The organism is Oceanobacillus limi, assembly GCF_900111445.1.
Lineage (GTDB): Bacteria > Bacillota > Bacilli > Bacillales > Amphibacillaceae > Ornithinibacillus > Ornithinibacillus limi.
The window spans coordinates 249,264-266,171 of sequence record NZ_FOHE01000003.1 but is presented as its reverse complement, the minus strand read 5'-3'; the positions used below and the strand labels follow the sequence as shown (position 1 = coordinate 266,171).

Sequence of the window (16,908 nt, the reverse complement as noted above, 5' to 3'; positions counted from 1 at the left end):
TCAGAACTCACATTTTATCTAGTCCTAAATTTCATGTGAAAAAGTGAACTGAAATTAGTGGGGCCATACAACTAGTTATATGCGGGATAAATAAAAGATAGATGAATAATAAAAAAGAGTAGGTTTACATAAAACTCCCTACTCTCCTAAGCTAATAATATTCCATATTACTCCCTTTAAATAATTTTATTCTTCTCCACTCACAGGTAGACTATCCATCTTCCCATAAGCCATTAAAATATCAATCATTTCCGGCAAGTTTAAACTTGTTTCAACGTTATTATGCATTACACTCCACAAATTCGTTGCTGTACCAATTGAGAATGAACTCGTCAATTTCTCCATTATCGCTTCCGTTACTTGCATTTGTCTGTTCATCTGTCCAATTTCTCCATTTGGATCTTGGTCCTGCATAAATAAATATCCCCTTGTTTTATCTCCATCAAGCTCCAGCTTGCCTTTTGCATATCGATATCCTTCTTGATAGAATCCTTCATCAACCCACTCAATCTGATTCGTAACGGTAATCCCTCCTAAAGCATCAACAATATCAGGTAGGATACTAGTGTCCATTTGGATAAAATGGTCTAAAGTTATTCCTAAACTATTCTCAATATGACTCATTATGGCATCTATTTTTGTTTCATTTCCACTATCCATGACATCACCTAGATCTAAATTTGACAATTCCATCAACTCTACGTGATTCGTTTCTTCCCCTAGAGATAAAACCACCCCTTGGTTTGTATCTGAAACATTATCATTCGTAAGAACAAGGACTTTTGTTTTCTTTTCTTCTTCTTCTTCATCTGTGTAATTTTTATTTTCTTCTGTTTCTTGGCTAGCGAAAGGATTAATTTTCTCTGTCTGCTGCAATAGTTTCTCGCTGACTTTTTCTGATTTGGAGTCAGCATCAATTGATTGCGTCGTATTATTTGTGTTTGAAAATATCATCATCCATGACATAACACCTAAAAATAATAGACTAATAATTGTTAATGCCTTTCGCTTGGCTCGCTTCCGACGTCTTTCCATCCTAGTCATCTACTAACCTCCTTGTTTTACTAGACATTATTTCCAAAAAAAGAGGTTAGTAACCAACTGTAGGCTCATTCATTTTTTAAAAATGATGTTAATTGGAAGCACAAATTTCTCATAATCTCATAAAGTGAAACTTCAATTAGTAAAGGTTTCCCCCAATGTTTGTAAGATGAACGAATTGGACATGTAACTTTTGGGTGTTCCCCCACTTAATCTCCTTGGTTGTACTTCATCGGTTTAAATTAAAGGTCTTACGAAGCACAGGAAGCGCTAGTAGCGACAGCACGTCGCGTTTTTGTTTTTGTCAGCCTGCCACATAAAAAAAGACAACCATGATGATTGTCTCTCTTAAAGGTATTCTGATTCGACATATTTCCCGGGAAATGTTTAGTGAATATTCCTATAAGACTAAAATTCTCAATGCAAGATCATGTTACATCAGAAAATCTTGTAGTAAATAAAAAGCGACTCCAATTACAGCTAAAAAAAGAATAATCTTGATTATCTTTTTAGCGACTTTCAGCCCTATGATTAATAATATAAGAGCAAGAATAATTAAAACGAGTGAATCCATTCTTTTCCCCCTCATTTAACTCTTTTATTTATCTCTATGCTAAAACCTTTAATACTAGAATCGGTGCCAGGCACTGGTCGAAATTCGACCAGTGCCTGGCACCTACTTTTTACTTGGTTCTACCGGAAATGATTCTCATTTCTTTTCGAAGTGCTTTTAATAGTGATATCACCATCAAAATCATGATGAACGAGAATGGGAATGCGGCTGCTATAATGGTATTCTGAAGTGCAGTTAGTCCACCTACGTATAGTAGTACTAATGCAACTGCAGATTGTGCTAACCCCCATAAGATTTTCACTGTGTTTGGCGGGCTTAGAGAACCATGCGTTGATTGAATTCCTAGTACGAATGTCGCCGAATCCGCTGATGTAATAAAGAACGAAAAGATCAACAATATTGCTAGAATGGACAGAATTAATGACAATGGTAACTGATCAAACATATTAAATAGTACCATTTCTGTAGCATATTGAGTTAAATCTATGCCACTTGTCTGTACGAAACCTGCAGTTGTACCAAATGTGGCAAACCAAATCCCTATAATAAAGGTTGGTACAAGCATAACTCCAATCATAAACTGACGAATTGTACGTCCACGAGAAACGCGGGCAATAAACATTCCTACAAACGGAGCCCAAGCAATCCACCAAGCCCAATAGAAGATCGTCCAACCATCTAACCATGCCCGGTTATCTCCTTCCAGCGAGGCAGTGCGAAAACTCCATTGAATAATGTTTTGCATGTACATGCCAAATGTTTCCGTAAACATATTTAAAATAAGCAAGGTTGGTCCTACAATAACTACTCCAAAAAACAGTAAAGCAGCTATTACGATATTTGCATTTGACAAATATTTTATTCCTTTACTAATACCAGACCAAGCTGAAATTAAAAACAACACCGTTACAATTAATACAATGATAAATTGTGAGGTGAAACTTACTTCAATCCCAAATAAGTGAGAAAGACCTCCATTAATTTGCGCAGCACCAAAACCGAGCGATGTAGCAACTCCAAAAATCGTTGCAAAGGCAGCTAGTACATCAATCAATTTTCCCCACGGACCTAACATTTTATCACCAAAAAGCGGTTTTAATGTTGCGGAAATCAATCCAGGTTCATCTTTACGAAATTGGAAAAATGCTAATACGAGAGCGACAATGCCATACATTGCCCAACCGTGGATTCCCCAGTGAAAATACGTGACAGCAAGTCCTTCTTTAAATGCTTGATCAGAACCTACTTCAGATAAAGGAGCATCATAAAACGCGTGGAATAGTGGTTCAGCTGAACCGTAGAATACCAGCCCAATACCTAACCCTGCCGAGAATAGCATGGCTATCCATGAAGGAGTAGAAAAATCAGGTTTATCTTCTTTCTTACCAAGTTTGATCTTTCCGTATGGGCTAAATATAATGAAAATGGAAATTATGATCAAAAAACTCATTACCCACATGTAATACCAGCCAAAGGATGTCGATAAGAATGCATTAACATTGGTGGTTACTTCCTCAGATAATTCAGGGAACATTGCCCCAATTATTACTGCTACGATAACTAATGCAATCGTAATATAGAATACACTTGAAACTTTCTTCATGTTTACCTCCAGTGAGTTTTTTTATTATTCAGTTTTCTTACAATAATATTTTAAGATCTTTACCCCATACCATTCACCTCCAATTAATAGTGTATACCCTTTCAAGAGAAATATCAAACCTACTTTTCGAATCTATTCGCAATGGAGCTTAATCGGTGCCTGATCGGTGCCTGGCACCCCTCGATTTTTTTGTCAAAGTTACAATCACTTAAATTTCCACAAATAAAAAAGCTGTCAATGCCATAGGGTGATATAAAATAACATCCTCAGCATATGAACAGCTTACATTAATTCAACATTCCCAGCAGGTGCCTGGCACCTATTATTTGATGCGGAAACGGACAAATGTGGTTAGGTTTTCTTTAGGTTTAATCATGACCAGCTCTTCTTTGGTATTAAAGGCTCCAGCCATTGCCATCCAAGGTTCTACACAGATAAATTCTTTATTCTTTTCCGTCCAGATGACAGTATATTTGTACTCTGATCCTGTTTCCATTTCTACTTCTTGTCCAGTACCTATATCCATTTCAACTTTTCGATCCTCTGCATCTACTAAAACGACAGATTCTTTTCGATCTTCCATATTGACTTCACCAGAGAATTCTTTTAGTGAATCATCATTATAATCCAACATTTTCGTAGCATCTGTTTGTAAGGCAATATTTTTATTATCTGTTTTAAAATACGGGTGCAACCCTGCTGATATAGGCATTGCAGCATCTGATAAATTTAGATAGCTTTGCTCAATTAACAAATCGTTTTTTCGGATTGTATATGTAAACTGTACGTTAAAGTCAAATGGATAAATGGCTTTTGTACTAATACTACTTACAAAACGGAGAGTTATAGAAGCATAATCATCATCATGATGCATGTTAACTACTTCCCAAGGATGAATTCTTGCTAATCCATGATTAGGCATTTGATATGTTTTCCCATCCCACTCATACTTCCCTTGTTTCAGTTGACCGGATATAGGGAACAGAATGGGCATTCCACCACGAATATTTTTACTACGATCATAAAAAGTATCTTCATTTAAGTAAAGCTGTTCTTTTCCTTCTACACCAAACGAAGTAATTATTCCACCACGCTCCGGACAGATCGTTATCCACGCACTCGAATCTGCATTGCTTAGCTGGTACATCGTAAAAGAATGTTCTTCAAACGTTTCAATCTGATACATGACAAAATCTCCAATCATTTAACCTAAAATAATTCGACAACCAAATCGACGAGCCGTCCTTCTACGAAAACTCATGTTACTAATGTACCACTTTCGACAGGCCTCTGTCACCTCCCGAGTATTGTCGAAATTTGTCGGTGCCTGGCACCGATTAGAGATTAGGAACATTTTTTTTGTGGGCGAAATATATTAGGGTATAAGGTTTTGAATTTTTTTGTTAGGGGTGGATGCTATGCCTGCTATTACGGGCAAAGAGTATATTGAACGGATAGATACCATGAAGACAGAAATTTGGTATAAAGGAGAAAAAATAACTGGTAAGATTTCTGAACACCCTGTTTATCAAGGGACGATCCAAAGTCAATCTGCACTTTATGATATGCAACTTCAACCCAGCACAATGGAATTTATGACATACCCCTCTCCTAAAACTGGTGATCGAGTAGGAAGGTCTTACCAAAAACCGACTACTAAAACAGACCTGCATCATCGAAGTGAAATGATGAAGGAATGGGCGAAATCATCTCACGGTATGCTTGGTAGAAGTCCTGATTATATGAATACTGTACTTATGGCATTAGCCGCTTCAGCAAGTCTACTAGAAGGAGAAGAAAACTGCTTTCCAAAACACTTGGTTCAATTTTATGAACAAGCCCAGGAACAAGACCTATCATTTACACATACTTTTATTAACCCACAAGTTAATCGCTCCCCGTTTTATTTAGAGGACTCCAATGAACCAATAGCAGCAAGAATAATAGAAGAAACAATGGAAGGGATTGTTATAAAAGGAGCACGGCTTCTTGCCACTCAAGGTGGAATGACAGATGAGATCCTTGTTTTATCTCCTGGTGGAATTAATGATCCCAGTCATGCTTTTGCTTTTTCCATTCCTAGTGACACAAAAGGTCTACGCTTCATTTGTAGAGAGTCTTTTACCTTTGGTTCTAATTCTTACAATCATCCGTTAAGTTCACGTTTTGAAGAAATGGACACCATTGTAGTATTTGACAATGTCACAGTACCTTGGGAGCGAGTATTTTTTTATAATAATATACAAATAACCAACCGTTTCTTAAGAGAGAGCGCGTTCCGACCATTTGCCCTACATCAAGTTTTAAATAGACAAATAGTAAAATTAGAGTTTGTTGCAGGTGTAGCGGAAGGAATTGTCCAGACAATTGACATTGGTGGGTATGCACATGTTCAAGAAAAAATGGCGGAGATTATTATTGCCCTTGAAACCTTAAAATCCTTACTTATAAAGGCAGAAACAAATGCAAAAATAGATAAATTTGGCCTAATGAGTCCTGAATTAGCTCCATTACAAGTTGCTAGCAGCACCTTTCCAAAAGTATATCCAAAGCTAATTGAAATTGTTCAGTTACTTGGAGCAAGTGGGATGGTAACCATACCTACTGAGGAAGATTTTTCATCCGAAATACGTACAGATCTAGACCAGTATTTACAAAGTGCAAAACATAACGCAAAAGATCGTATCAAGCTTTTTCGACTAGCATGGGATTTAACCATGAGCCCATTCGCAACGAGACAAACGCAGTACGAGCGTTACTTCTTTGGAAACCCAAGCACAATAGCTAGCGACCTATACCAAAACTATAAAATAAAACCTACAAAATAATTAGGTGCCTGGCACCTGATATTAACAAATGGTTATTCTATATTATTCAGAACAAATATAGTAAAATCAAAATACCAGTGATATTTTATGAGGAGTAGTGCGATGAAATTTGTTTATGGGGAATTAGTAGATGCGCAAACACGATGTAAACATTACCATTCGATAAATGACATTATCGCTATTAAATTCAAGTGCTGCAACAAGTATTATCCATGTTACAAGTGTCACGAAGCAGCTGAAAATCACCAAATCATTACCTGGAAAGAGCATGAATTCTCAACAAAAGCAATTTTATGTGGTGTTTGTGGCACCGAACATACGATTAAACAATACCTACAAACTACCAAATGTTTAAACTGTTCTTCACACTTTAACGAAGGATGTCAACTTCATTACCATCTCTACTTCGACATACAGTAGGTGCCTGGCACCTTTTTGACTAGTCGAAAATTTAAAACCCTCGAACATATATTTGTCCGAGGGTTTCTTTTTATACTGTTACAAGATGATTGGTTTCGACGGTCTTCCATGACTTCGTTGTCCCATCGATGACGAGGGTTTCTGTCAATAAGCCTTCCGTATCATTACGTACGCCGTTTAAGAATAGTGTCTCCGTAATAGCAGTTGCAACAAAAATTCCTTGATCTGAATCTACTAAATCATGATGTCTTAATGCTGCTCTTGGATTTTTTATCCCCATTTTTATACAGCGTTCCATCTCCGTTTCATTTCTAAATGACAATCTCGCTTGCATTTCTCCACCAAGACATTTAATGGCAACTGCTGAAAGCACCCCTTCTGGTGCCCCACCAATATTATAAAATAAATCCATATCCATATTTCCTATGCTTGGACTAATTGCACGAAGCACATCTCCATCACGAAATAAATGAACCTTAGCACCGGCCTCTCTCATAACCCGAACAGCTTCTTCATGCCTCGGTCTTTCTTGAACAAAGACGTTCATTTCTGAGATCTTTTTCCCTTTGGCTTGTGCAACCCGGTATAAATTCTCAATTAAAGGAGCATCAATATCTATAACTCCTGCTGCTTCTGGTCCAACAGCAAGCTTTTCCATATACATATCTGGAGCATGTAATAACGTTCCCCCAGGAGCCGCGGCAATAACAGCGATCCCATTATTTTCACCTTGTGAGACTGGCGTAGTCCCATCAATTGGATCAACAGCAATATCGACGGTCATCCCCGCTCCATTACCTACTTCTTCTCCTATATAAAGCATTGGTGCTTCATCTATCTCACCTTCACCAATAACCACTTTCCCTTGCATGTCAACTTGCTTTAAATTTTCTCTCATCGAAGTAGTAGCAGCCTGATCCGCATCTTCTTTCCTACCTTTACCTATCCAAGGCAAAGTAGCCACAGCAGCCTTTTCCGTCACGTTTACAAAATTATTAAGTAAATGCTCCACTCTGTAAAATCTCCCTCATGTTTATTCATTTTGCACCTTAAGTTATATCAATCATGTGTGCGCATTAAAATCTTTAAATATTATAACCTATAAAACTGTATTTTGACAAATATGATATTATAATTAGCAGAATAGAACATATATTATTTTGGAATCAGACTAACTTCAATAATTAGTATGTCATATTGAAAACGAATACAACACACTAATCATTCTCCCCCAAAAAAAAGGTGCCAGGCACTTGTCGAATGCTCGACAGGTGCCTGGCACCTTTTTTAAATAATACCTAACACTACTCCATGACCTCTGAATATTTATCCATTAATTGATCCTCATACTCTGGTGTGGAAAAAGTCGTGTTATTAAAAAATTCATATGCTTTTCCTTGATTTTCGTGCATGAGTTCCCTTTGTTCTATATCACCTGTTTCAATATAAGATACTAGGTTGGTTGCTGCCGTTTCATATGCTGAAGATACTTGCAGCATTTCTTCATGGTCCGTTTGGAATCCTTCAGGTGGTTTAATATTTTGTAATTGTTCGTGGGACTTTTCAATATACTGTTGGAGTTGTTCAGCTGATTCCTCTAATTGGTGAAATTCTTCCGTCCATTCACCACCATACAACCCTTTTTCATCAGCGCCTGCATGAAAATCAGAAAATGCTTTTTCTTGGTTTACCATAAAATCTATCACATATTCTGCATATTCTGCTTCCGACATTTCTTTTGGTAGATTGATAAAAATTAAAAACAAAGAAACAATAGCTAAAACTACTATTCCTTTAACCACGTTTTTATTCCCCTTTGAACCGGTCTTGGGTAATGAATTTGCTATTCCTTTATTAAAATAACTCTCCTCTTCAACATCATTACTACTAATAGCTTTCATCTCTCTTTTTTGTCGTAAGTTATCTACAATCCCATCTTTATGTAAAAGCACGCCACAATTCCCACAATAAACCCAACCATGTTCTAACCGGGTTCCACACTGCGTACAAAAATTCAAAACAATCCCTCCCGTACACTAATCGACACAAGAAATTATAACATAGAGAGGTGCCTGGCACCTGTCGATAGAGATTTGTTAAACGAATCGGTGCCTGGCACTTATTAAATTATAGAAATATCCAGTCACTACAAAATCTAATGTTGACGGACTATTTCCTTTCCTGCCCTTTTATCCCTTTGAAACCACCATTTTAAAGCCGGGGGTACACAAATAACAATCAACAAAATACGGACTAACTGCAATGCACTCACAACGGCGGGATCTCCGCCAATATTGTAGGCAGTCAATACCATTTCAAAAAATCCGCCTGGTGAAATAGACAAAATTGCCGTGGAATAGTTTAACGTCGTAACATTAGCAAGCAATGCACCTAACCCAAATGAAATGCAAATAACCGTCACCGCTAAGGCAAAGTATAGAAAAATATACTTTCCACCTAGTTTTAAATCAGCAAATATCATTTTCTTACCCAGACTCGCTCCGACAGCTACTTGGGCGCCATTCATGACAACCGAGGGAACAGAAGCAAGCTCAAGCGGACTGACATTTATTATTGCTGTAACCCCTAGAGCTCCAATTATGATACCAGCTGGAATTTTATCACGGATAAGAACCGCTGCAATGATCGGTAAAAGAAACAAGAAATAACTCCACCACGCATGATGATTTCCAGCTATAGCTGCTTGAACTCCTGCTGTTTGACTACCATCTCCCGCGCTAAATATAAAAGTCATTACTGGGGGAATTAGGAATAAAACCGCAATTAAACGGACGGTTTGAAAAATGACAACTAAAGAGGAATTCCCCTTTAATGCTTCACTCGCAATGGCCATTTCTGAGAGTCCACCAGGTATTAACGAAAAAACACTTGTTGTTTGGTCAACCGAAGTCCATTTGGAAACAACCGAACCCAACATGACACACGTTAAAATCAATAAAAATGTCATCAACATATAGGGCAGCAAATATGGTATGACCGTATGAAATGTCTCCCGAGTAAAGTACAACCCAAAATAAATACCTAAAACAATAAACCCGCCATCTCTAATAGAATTCGGTACAACTGCGTTTCGTTTGGTAAACCCTTGCCAAAGCATCACAAACACTAACGCCCCCAACACCCATGGCAACGGAAAATGAAGCAAATAAAAAATGTACCCTCCAATTAGTGCAAATAAAAAAGTCTCCACAATTCTCATATAAAAACCCCTTCAAATACAATCAATCACCAATAAAAACCTCCACCTAAGTATACCCCCACACCCCAAACGAACCAAATTGGGTGCCTGGCACCTATCGAATTTTGTCGGTGCCAGGCACCCAATAGACAGATTTTTTTACTTTTTGGGTATAATGCTATATAATTCAGTTAATTTCAATGTTCGACTTATTACTTTTGAGGTCTATTTAATAGAATTTTAGTAGGAAATGTCAGATTTAAATAAGCTGATCTTCAAGTTGAATGGTAGGGCTACTTATCTAGAACCTCCATTTTACTAAACCTCAATCTTACGTACCACTATAGTAATGAAGCACTGTCGACAATTCTCCCTACTGAATTTACAGTAGGGATTTTCGGTATTATTAATAAACTACAGGTGATCCAATGAAAAAAGTTAACATATTAATTTTAGGTGGTGGACCAGCTGGGATATCAGCAGCCATTTGGAGTAAAAGGTTAAATTTAAGTCACTTACTTATCGAATCCAAAGCCGAATTAGGTGGACAATTACATCAAATTAAAAACAATATTATCGATTATCCTGGTTTTCAAGTAAGTAATGGACTAGAATTACAACAAAAATTCACTACTCATTTAAATTCCTTATCTTGTGATTACATGTTAGAGTCATATTGTACGGATGTAAACTTAACGGACCAAACCGTAATGGTTACATCAAAGGGAAAAACACAAAAAATAGCTTTTAATTTTTTAATAATCGCTACCGGTGCATCCCCACGTAAACTAGGAATTCCTGGGGAACAAGAAATGATCGCTAGAGGGGAAGTATTTTCTACAAGTCAAGACAGCCATAAATTTAAAAACAAAACAATGGCCATTGTTGGAGGCGGGGATCGCGCACTAGAAGGGGCTTATAATCTCGCTCGTAAAGGAGCTCGTATTTATCTCATCCACCGGTCTACTCGTTTTCGAGCGCGCGATGATTTATTGCAGGCTACAATTGCTCACAATAACGTAACAGTACTTACCAATGCAAATGTGGAACACATTTACGATAACGGGGAAAAAGTAACCGGAATAGCATTTAAGCAAAACAACATTCTATCTCAAATGGACGTTGATGGGATTTTAATTCGCATCGGTACAAAAGCAAATAGCGATCTAATTTTGGAAGAAGTAGAACTAGATCATGATGGCTATATCTTAGTTGATCAGTTAGGACAAACAACAAAAGATAACGTGTTTGCCATTGGTGATGTTTGTACTTCACCGCTTTATTCAAGCATTTCTACTGCAGTTGGACAAGGGATGCAAGCTACGAAAAAAATTGCCATTCTTGATAAAAATAGATTAACTACGAAGTGTTAGGAGGCTAAGCATGAAGAAAATGAACAACGAAAAAATAAAAAATGCCGTCCAAATGATTCTTGAAGCCATCGGGGAAGACACAAGCCGAGAGGGAATTTTAGATACACCAGAGCGAGTTGCTAAAATGTACGAAGAACTATTTTCTGGTTTGCATACTGATCCTAAAGAATGCTTTTCGACTTCTTTTTGCGACGACCATGAAGAGCTGGTATTAGTAAAAGATATTGCATTCCATTCCATTTGTGAGCATCATCTTGTTCCGTTCTATGGGAAAGCCCATTTTGCTTATATCCCGAAAGATGGTCGGGTTACCGGTATAGGAAACTTTGCAAAAGCACTCGAGGTTGTGGCAAAGCGACCGCAAATACAAGAACGCATGACATCCACACTAGCAAATACTATTGATGAAACAGTAGATCCAATCGGAATCATGGTCGTAATCGAGGCAGAACATATGTGTATGACCATGAGAGGAGTCAAAAAACCGGGCTCCAAGACCGTCACAACAGCAGTACGTGGTTCACTTAAAAATGACTCAGCAGCCCGCTCCGAAATCCTATCACTCATCCACCAATAAGCGGTGCCAGGCACTTGTCGAAATTCGACAAGTGCCTGGCACCTTTTTTTATTTCTAATCCCCCGATTCTAAGAAGTAAATCTTCATTTATTGATTTTTCATTTGTTAGATGAACGAATGGTACTTTCAATTCCCCCTACCTCTTTGTAACACCTTGAAGTGAGAGGCTTACGACGCACAAGACATGTTAGTGCTAACTATGCGACAGATCTCGCTTATGTCGTGCCTGCTACCTATATACGAGATAAATCTATGAATCTTAATTTTTTATGTTTATAATCTAGCAGATTTGGACAACCTTCTATTAAACTATTAAATTACGAGAAAGGTTTTGAAAAAAATGAAAAAGTTATTTCATCGTATTTTGGTTACCGGAGTTTTATTTTCGATATTCTTTTTTGGTCCTACTTTAATAGCAAACGCTGAAGAAGATGGACAGCTATATGAAGTAGATACAGAGCAATTAAACATGAGAACAGGCCCAACACATGAGGCTAAAATAATAGGTCAACTTGAGGAAGGGGATCGACTCAGAATATTTGACGAGCAGGATGGCTGGGTAAAAACATTTTATAGTGGTGAACCTGTTTGGGTATCTGCTAATTATTTAATTTTTATTGAAGAAGAGAAAAAAGAAGAAATAGAGGACAAGCAAACAGAAAGTGAACAGGAAGAAATGGAAAAGGCAAACGAAACGGAAAACGAGGAAGACTACACCCAAGATTATTATACGTTTTCAGACAGCATGGAAAATCATCCTATTTATATGCCCCCATCTGATGAACAATCAAAAACAAATGTAAAGACCCTTGAACAAAGAGATGAAAAGGTTTCAGGAAATGCAATTGAAATAACGGATGATTTATTAGATGGCAAACAAATTGTCATCGACCCTGGTCATGGTGGGAAAGATAACGGGGCAAAGGTTGGAAAGATAATAGAAAAGAAGTTGACGTTATCGACTGCGCAAAAAGTAATGAATCACCTAGAAAACGCCGGTGCCGAAGTACACCTCACAAGAAGTGATGACGAATTTGTTTCACTAAATAATAGAGTGAGTTTAAGTCATTCAAAAGATGCCGACGCATTCATTAGTCTGCACTATGACTACTTCAAAGATAAAAATGTGCATGGAGTCAACACGTACTATTATAATGACCAAACAAGTCTTGAATTGTCAAAAACGATTCATGCGTCATTAGTACAGCATGTAAATATGCACGACCGTGGAATTAGGAAAGCAGGATTTCTAGTATTACGTAAAAATAATAATCCATCCATTTTACTAGAATTAGGCTTCATGACAAATCCTGATAATCTAGCAACGATCCAAACAGACAATTACCAAAATCAAGTCGCACAAGCACTAACCGATGGACTAATCAAATACTTTGAATAAATGATAGGTGCCAGGCACTTGTCGAAAATCGACAGGTGCCTGGCACCCCAAAGGCACCCCAAAAAGGTTAGGAAGCTTTATCTTCTATTCTATCATCTAGTTTTTCGGCATTATTGAGTAGTACATTGATTTCTTGTAGGCCGTCTGCAATGATACCATCTACTTCTTGTTGGATATTTTGATACAGATCAAATGTTTCATTGTTGTCCGTGATTTTTTGTTTGGATTGTTCGGTATGGGCAGCAATCTCTTGGCTGCTCGCTGTAACCTCCTCCATAGTAGTTGATATATGATCGACCTCTTTAGAGTAACCTTTTAACTGATTCAATACTTTTTCAATCTTCTCATGAACGGATGAGAATAAATGAACACCGTCATTTATTTCTTCACGATCATCTTTCATGGATTCAACTACCGTCTGAACATCTTGTTGAATTGCATTAATCGTAGTACCGATTTTACCACTCGCATCGATTGAATGTTCTGCAAGCTTGCGGACTTCTTCCGCGACGATGGAGAAACCTTTTCCGTGTTCTCCAGCTCTTGCAGCCTCAATACTGGCATTTAAAGCTAATAAATTCGTTTGATCGGCTATATCTTTAATCATAATCACAACTTCTTCAATTTCGCTTGCTTTTTCATCTAATCCTTTGTTCAGTGTTGCAGTATGCGTCGACCCATCTTGGATACGTTGAATTTGGCCAGATATGTTATTTAACGCTTGTTGACTTTGGGTTGCATATTGACTCGATTCGGTTGTACGATTATTAATTTTTTGAACCGAAAGCGATGTATTTTCAATAGCAGTTGTTATTTCCTGTAGAATAGCACTATTATTTTCAAAGGTTTTCGTGATATTTTCGTTACTCTGATTTATTTTACTTAATAAATCATTCTGTTGATTATTTTTGTCTGTTAAGAAATCAAAAGAAGTTTTAAAACCTTTTGATTGATTATAAACAATTGTTGATTGATCCTGAGAGGACGTAATAAACTTTTCTAGGTTAGTTGCAAGTAGTTCAATATTACGTGATAATAGACTAATTTCATCATTCCAATTATCGTGAAATTCTATTTCAAAATTTCCCTTGTCCAATGCTGCTAAATTTTCATTAATAATCTTGATTCTCTTGATAATAAAAAAGTGAGTAAAAACAATCACAAGCACAGGGATTGTTAGTATATTCACTAGAAATGTTATCATGGTAGAAATCCCACTGTGTAAGATGCCGTAATCCGTTAATAAAGCATTAATCCCCCCTGCAATTGGTGATCCAATGGCACTACTAATGATTACGATGATTAATAACTTAAATTTAATAGATCTGATAAAACTAATTCCCTTTGTTGTCAACTCCATACGCTGTACCTCCTGTTGTTTTGAATAAAACTGGTGAATAAGAATATATACCCAAATTCTTCATAAATTAAACATAAATTTACAAAAAAGGTGCCAGGCACTTGTCGAATATCGACAGGTGCCTGGCACCAAAAAATGGTACCAAAAAAGTTAATTTAATTTCTCAATATCTGTTACGGTAAAGTTATTTTTGTCTAGGTCTGCTTCAATCTTTTTCGCAAGTTTTTCATCTACTTCTTTAGGTAGAACAACACAAACTCGTCTTACATATTTTGAATTATTATTAAGGGAAATGATACTTTGTACATTACAATGCTTGTTTATTACTTTTAACATTTTTTGCAATGCTCCGGCATACTCAATCGTTCCAACCGTAAGAGAGTAACTACCATTATGAACGCCCCATGCATTTTCTAATACTTGTATCACATTTCCATTTGTTAAAATTCCTAAAAACTCTTTACTCTCGCCAACCACCGCTAAGAATGGTAGCTTTTTAATAGAAGAAAAAACTTTAAAGAATGGATCATCTTCCTTTACAAAGCTTTCTTCTCGATCAGTAATTAATTCTTCTAGATTACCTACTAGCGAATGATCTATCTCATATTCCAGCAAGTCTACTTTATAAATGTTTCCAACATACTTCATTTCGTTTTCATCTAAAACAGGGATACATCGATAACCAGATTCCTCCAGTTTGTCCATTACGTCCTTCATGCTGTCATTTTCCTTCACAAACACTACATCTTGCTTATTTACATAATCGTTTTTGACTAGCATTTTAATACCCCCTACTTTTATAGTGAACAATTTCCAAACGATTGTCCTTCATCTTATTTTCCTATATTTCCTCCTAAATAGCAACCAAGTAATGGATCTAACAAAAATAGCACACTCTCTTACGGACGTAAAAGAGTGTGCTATAAAACAAACACATTATGAAACTTCTGTACCCTCTGGCCAGTGTAAATCATGCTCTTCCACACTGGTAATCTCATTATTTTCATCAACAAATACAACTCTTGGTTTTAACTCTTCAATTTCATCATCCGACATTAATCCAAGACTTAAGATAATCACAATATCTCCAGGAGAAAATAGATGTGCTGGTGGTCCATTCAAACAAATACGCTGTGAACATTCTGGAGCTGGAATCGCATATGTTTTCCATCTTGTTGCATTCTTTAGGCTTGTAATTTGAACCATTTCATACGGTTTTATATCCGCTTCTTTCATCAACTTATAATCAATCGTGATACTCCCTACATAGTCAAGCTCAGCCTCCGTGACTGTAGCCCTATGTATCTTCCCCTTACACATCAAACGCTGCATAAAAAAAGCCTCCCCAACTAAGTTAATTCAGAATATAGTATAAAATAAAGAATAAAATGAATCAAAAAAGGTGCCTGGCACCTTTTATAGTTTATATTCTTTCTTTTCGATGGTGTATGTTTCTAAGGCATTGTCGTCGATTTCATATCCAATTCCAGGTTTATTCGGTACGTGAATGACACCGTCTTGGACGACAACCTCTGGTTTGATAATATCCTTTTCCCAATAACGGGAGGAACCAGCTGTGTCACCTGGCATGGTAAACTGTGGCAATGTTGTAAGTGCGATGTTATGAGCACGACCAACTCCCGCTTCCAACATCCCTCCACACCAAGCATCTACACCCTGTTCTTTGCAAAAGTCATGAATTCGCTTAGCCTCACTGATCCCACCAACACGACCAATTTTAATATTAATGATCTTACAGCTTCCTAACTCAACTGCTTTTTTTGCATCGGATAGGGAATGAATACTTTCATCCAAGCAAATTGGTGTTTCCATTTCGTTTTGCAGCTTGGCATGATCAATAATATCATCATGTGCTAGAGGTTGCTCAATCATCATTAAGTTATAATCGTCTAATTTTTTCAAATGATCCAAGTCATCTAACGTATAGGCGGAATTAGCATCAGCCATGATTGGTGTTTCTGGAAATTTTTTTCGCACTTCTCGTAACACATCTAGGTCCCAGCCTGGCTTTATTTTCAATTTTATGCGTTTGTAGCCTTCCCGCACATAATACTCAATTGTTTGCAACAAATCCTCCACAGTTGATTGAATTCCAATACTAATCCCAACATCAATGCGATTTTTTTCTCCACCTAATAACTTGGCCAAGGAGACATCTTCGCGTTTGGCATATAAATCCCAAACGGCCCCTTCTAACGTTGACTTTGCCATGTTATTTCCACGAATCGAAGAAAATATCTTTAATACATCATCTGGATGCTCCACCTTGTTTTCTCGTAACAAATCAATTAAAAAATCCTCTATAATATGCCGGTTGGTCTCGACCGACTCTTCACTATACCACGGAGCCGTAAATGCTACCGACTCACCAAATCCGCGATTCCCATTACGGTCAACTATTTCCGAAATGAAAAACTCCTTTTCCTGCATCGTTCCAAAGCTAGTTGTAAAAGGGTCATTCAAACGCATTTTTAACCGACGAATAATTAACTTTTCCATTGGAATTGCCATTT

The 16,908-nt window shown here is 37.1% G+C and carries 16 protein-coding genes; 5 read left to right on the top strand and 11 right to left on the bottom strand.

What is annotated here, in order from left to right:
• Positions 1-186: 186 nt before the first annotated feature.
• From BMX40_RS05430 to BMX40_RS05420, 4 genes are all read right to left on the bottom strand, one after another.
• Positions 187-1,044 (bottom strand): LCP family protein, encoded by an 858-nt coding sequence (locus BMX40_RS05430; protein ID WP_090867627.1) that lies wholly within the window; start codon positions 1,042-1,044, stop codon positions 187-189.
• A gap of 430 nt (positions 1,045-1,474) precedes the next feature.
• The gene (locus BMX40_RS20100; RefSeq protein WP_170840669.1) at positions 1,475-1,615 is read right to left on the bottom strand and encodes a hypothetical protein; all 141 of its coding nucleotides are present in this window, start codon (positions 1,613-1,615) and stop codon (positions 1,475-1,477) included.
• Positions 1,616-1,724: 109 nt separating this feature from the next.
• Positions 1,725-3,218 carry a BCCT family transporter gene (locus BMX40_RS05425; protein ID WP_090867625.1) on the bottom strand — a complete coding sequence of 498 codons (1,494 nt, stop codon included), beginning with the start codon at positions 3,216-3,218 and terminating at the stop codon, positions 1,725-1,727.
• 322 nt (positions 3,219-3,540) lie between these two features.
• Positions 3,541-4,404 (bottom strand): aldose epimerase family protein, encoded by an 864-nt coding sequence (locus BMX40_RS05420; protein ID WP_090867623.1) that lies wholly within the window; start codon positions 4,402-4,404, stop codon positions 3,541-3,543.
• 232 nt (positions 4,405-4,636) lie between these two features.
• Between BMX40_RS05420 and hpaB the strand changes: the two genes are divergently transcribed.
• Both hpaB and BMX40_RS05410 read left to right on the top strand, forming a co-directional pair.
• Positions 4,637-6,046: a 4-hydroxyphenylacetate 3-monooxygenase, oxygenase component gene (gene hpaB, locus BMX40_RS05415; RefSeq protein WP_090867622.1), complete on the top strand. Its 1,410-nt coding sequence runs from the start codon at positions 4,637-4,639 to the stop codon at positions 6,044-6,046.
• Between the two features lie 87 nt (positions 6,047-6,133).
• Entirely contained in the window at positions 6,134-6,466 is a 333-nt protein-coding gene (locus BMX40_RS05410) for a CHY zinc finger protein (RefSeq protein ID WP_342028668.1), read from the top strand.
• Positions 6,467-6,536: 70 nt separating this feature from the next.
• On the opposite strand, the gene glpX is transcribed toward BMX40_RS05410, so the two are convergent.
• The 3 genes from glpX to BMX40_RS05395 form a co-directional block, all read right to left on the bottom strand.
• Complete coding sequence (gene glpX / locus BMX40_RS05405) at positions 6,537-7,478, bottom strand: class II fructose-bisphosphatase (protein ID WP_090867618.1); 942 nt, start codon at positions 7,476-7,478, stop codon at positions 6,537-6,539.
• Positions 7,479-7,770: 292 nt separating this feature from the next.
• On the bottom strand, positions 7,771-8,484 hold the full coding sequence (locus BMX40_RS05400; RefSeq protein ID WP_090867616.1) for a zinc ribbon domain-containing protein: 714 nt from the start codon (positions 8,482-8,484) through the stop codon (positions 7,771-7,773).
• 137 nt (positions 8,485-8,621) lie between these two features.
• A complete protein-coding gene (locus tag BMX40_RS05395) occupies positions 8,622-9,686 on the bottom strand; it encodes an AbrB family transcriptional regulator (protein ID WP_090867614.1) in 1,065 nt (354 codons plus the stop codon).
• A 407-nt stretch (positions 9,687-10,093) separates the two neighbouring features.
• Between BMX40_RS05395 and BMX40_RS05390 the strand changes: the two genes are divergently transcribed.
• From BMX40_RS05390 to BMX40_RS05380, 3 genes are all read left to right on the top strand, one after another.
• Positions 10,094-11,038, top strand: a complete 945-nt coding sequence (locus BMX40_RS05390; RefSeq protein ID WP_090867612.1) for an NAD(P)/FAD-dependent oxidoreductase — start codon at positions 10,094-10,096, stop codon at positions 11,036-11,038.
• A 10-nt stretch (positions 11,039-11,048) separates the two neighbouring features.
• Positions 11,049-11,615, top strand: a complete 567-nt coding sequence (folE, locus tag BMX40_RS05385; protein ID WP_090867610.1) for a GTP cyclohydrolase I FolE — start codon at positions 11,049-11,051, stop codon at positions 11,613-11,615.
• A 340-nt stretch (positions 11,616-11,955) separates the two neighbouring features.
• On the top strand, positions 11,956-13,014 hold the full coding sequence (locus tag BMX40_RS05380) for an N-acetylmuramoyl-L-alanine amidase family protein (protein WP_090867608.1): 1,059 nt from the start codon (positions 11,956-11,958) through the stop codon (positions 13,012-13,014).
• Positions 13,015-13,081: 67 nt separating this feature from the next.
• Here BMX40_RS05380 and BMX40_RS05375 read toward each other — a convergent pair whose 3' ends face one another.
• From BMX40_RS05375 to menC, 4 genes are all read right to left on the bottom strand, one after another.
• On the bottom strand, positions 13,082-14,374 hold the full coding sequence (locus BMX40_RS05375) for a methyl-accepting chemotaxis protein (RefSeq protein ID WP_090867606.1): 1,293 nt from the start codon (positions 14,372-14,374) through the stop codon (positions 13,082-13,084).
• A gap of 150 nt (positions 14,375-14,524) precedes the next feature.
• Positions 14,525-15,154, bottom strand: coding sequence for a cyclic di-AMP binding protein CbpA (gene cbpA / locus BMX40_RS05370; protein ID WP_090867604.1), 630 nt, complete (start codon positions 15,152-15,154; stop codon positions 14,525-14,527).
• Positions 15,155-15,310: 156 nt separating this feature from the next.
• Positions 15,311-15,706: an aspartate 1-decarboxylase gene (gene panD, locus BMX40_RS05365; protein ID WP_090867602.1), complete on the bottom strand. Its 396-nt coding sequence runs from the start codon at positions 15,704-15,706 to the stop codon at positions 15,311-15,313.
• 84 nt (positions 15,707-15,790) lie between these two features.
• Positions 15,791-16,906, bottom strand: a complete 1,116-nt coding sequence (menC, locus tag BMX40_RS05360; RefSeq protein ID WP_170840668.1) for an o-succinylbenzoate synthase — start codon at positions 16,904-16,906, stop codon at positions 15,791-15,793.
• Between the last annotated feature and the right edge of the window lie 2 nt (positions 16,907-16,908).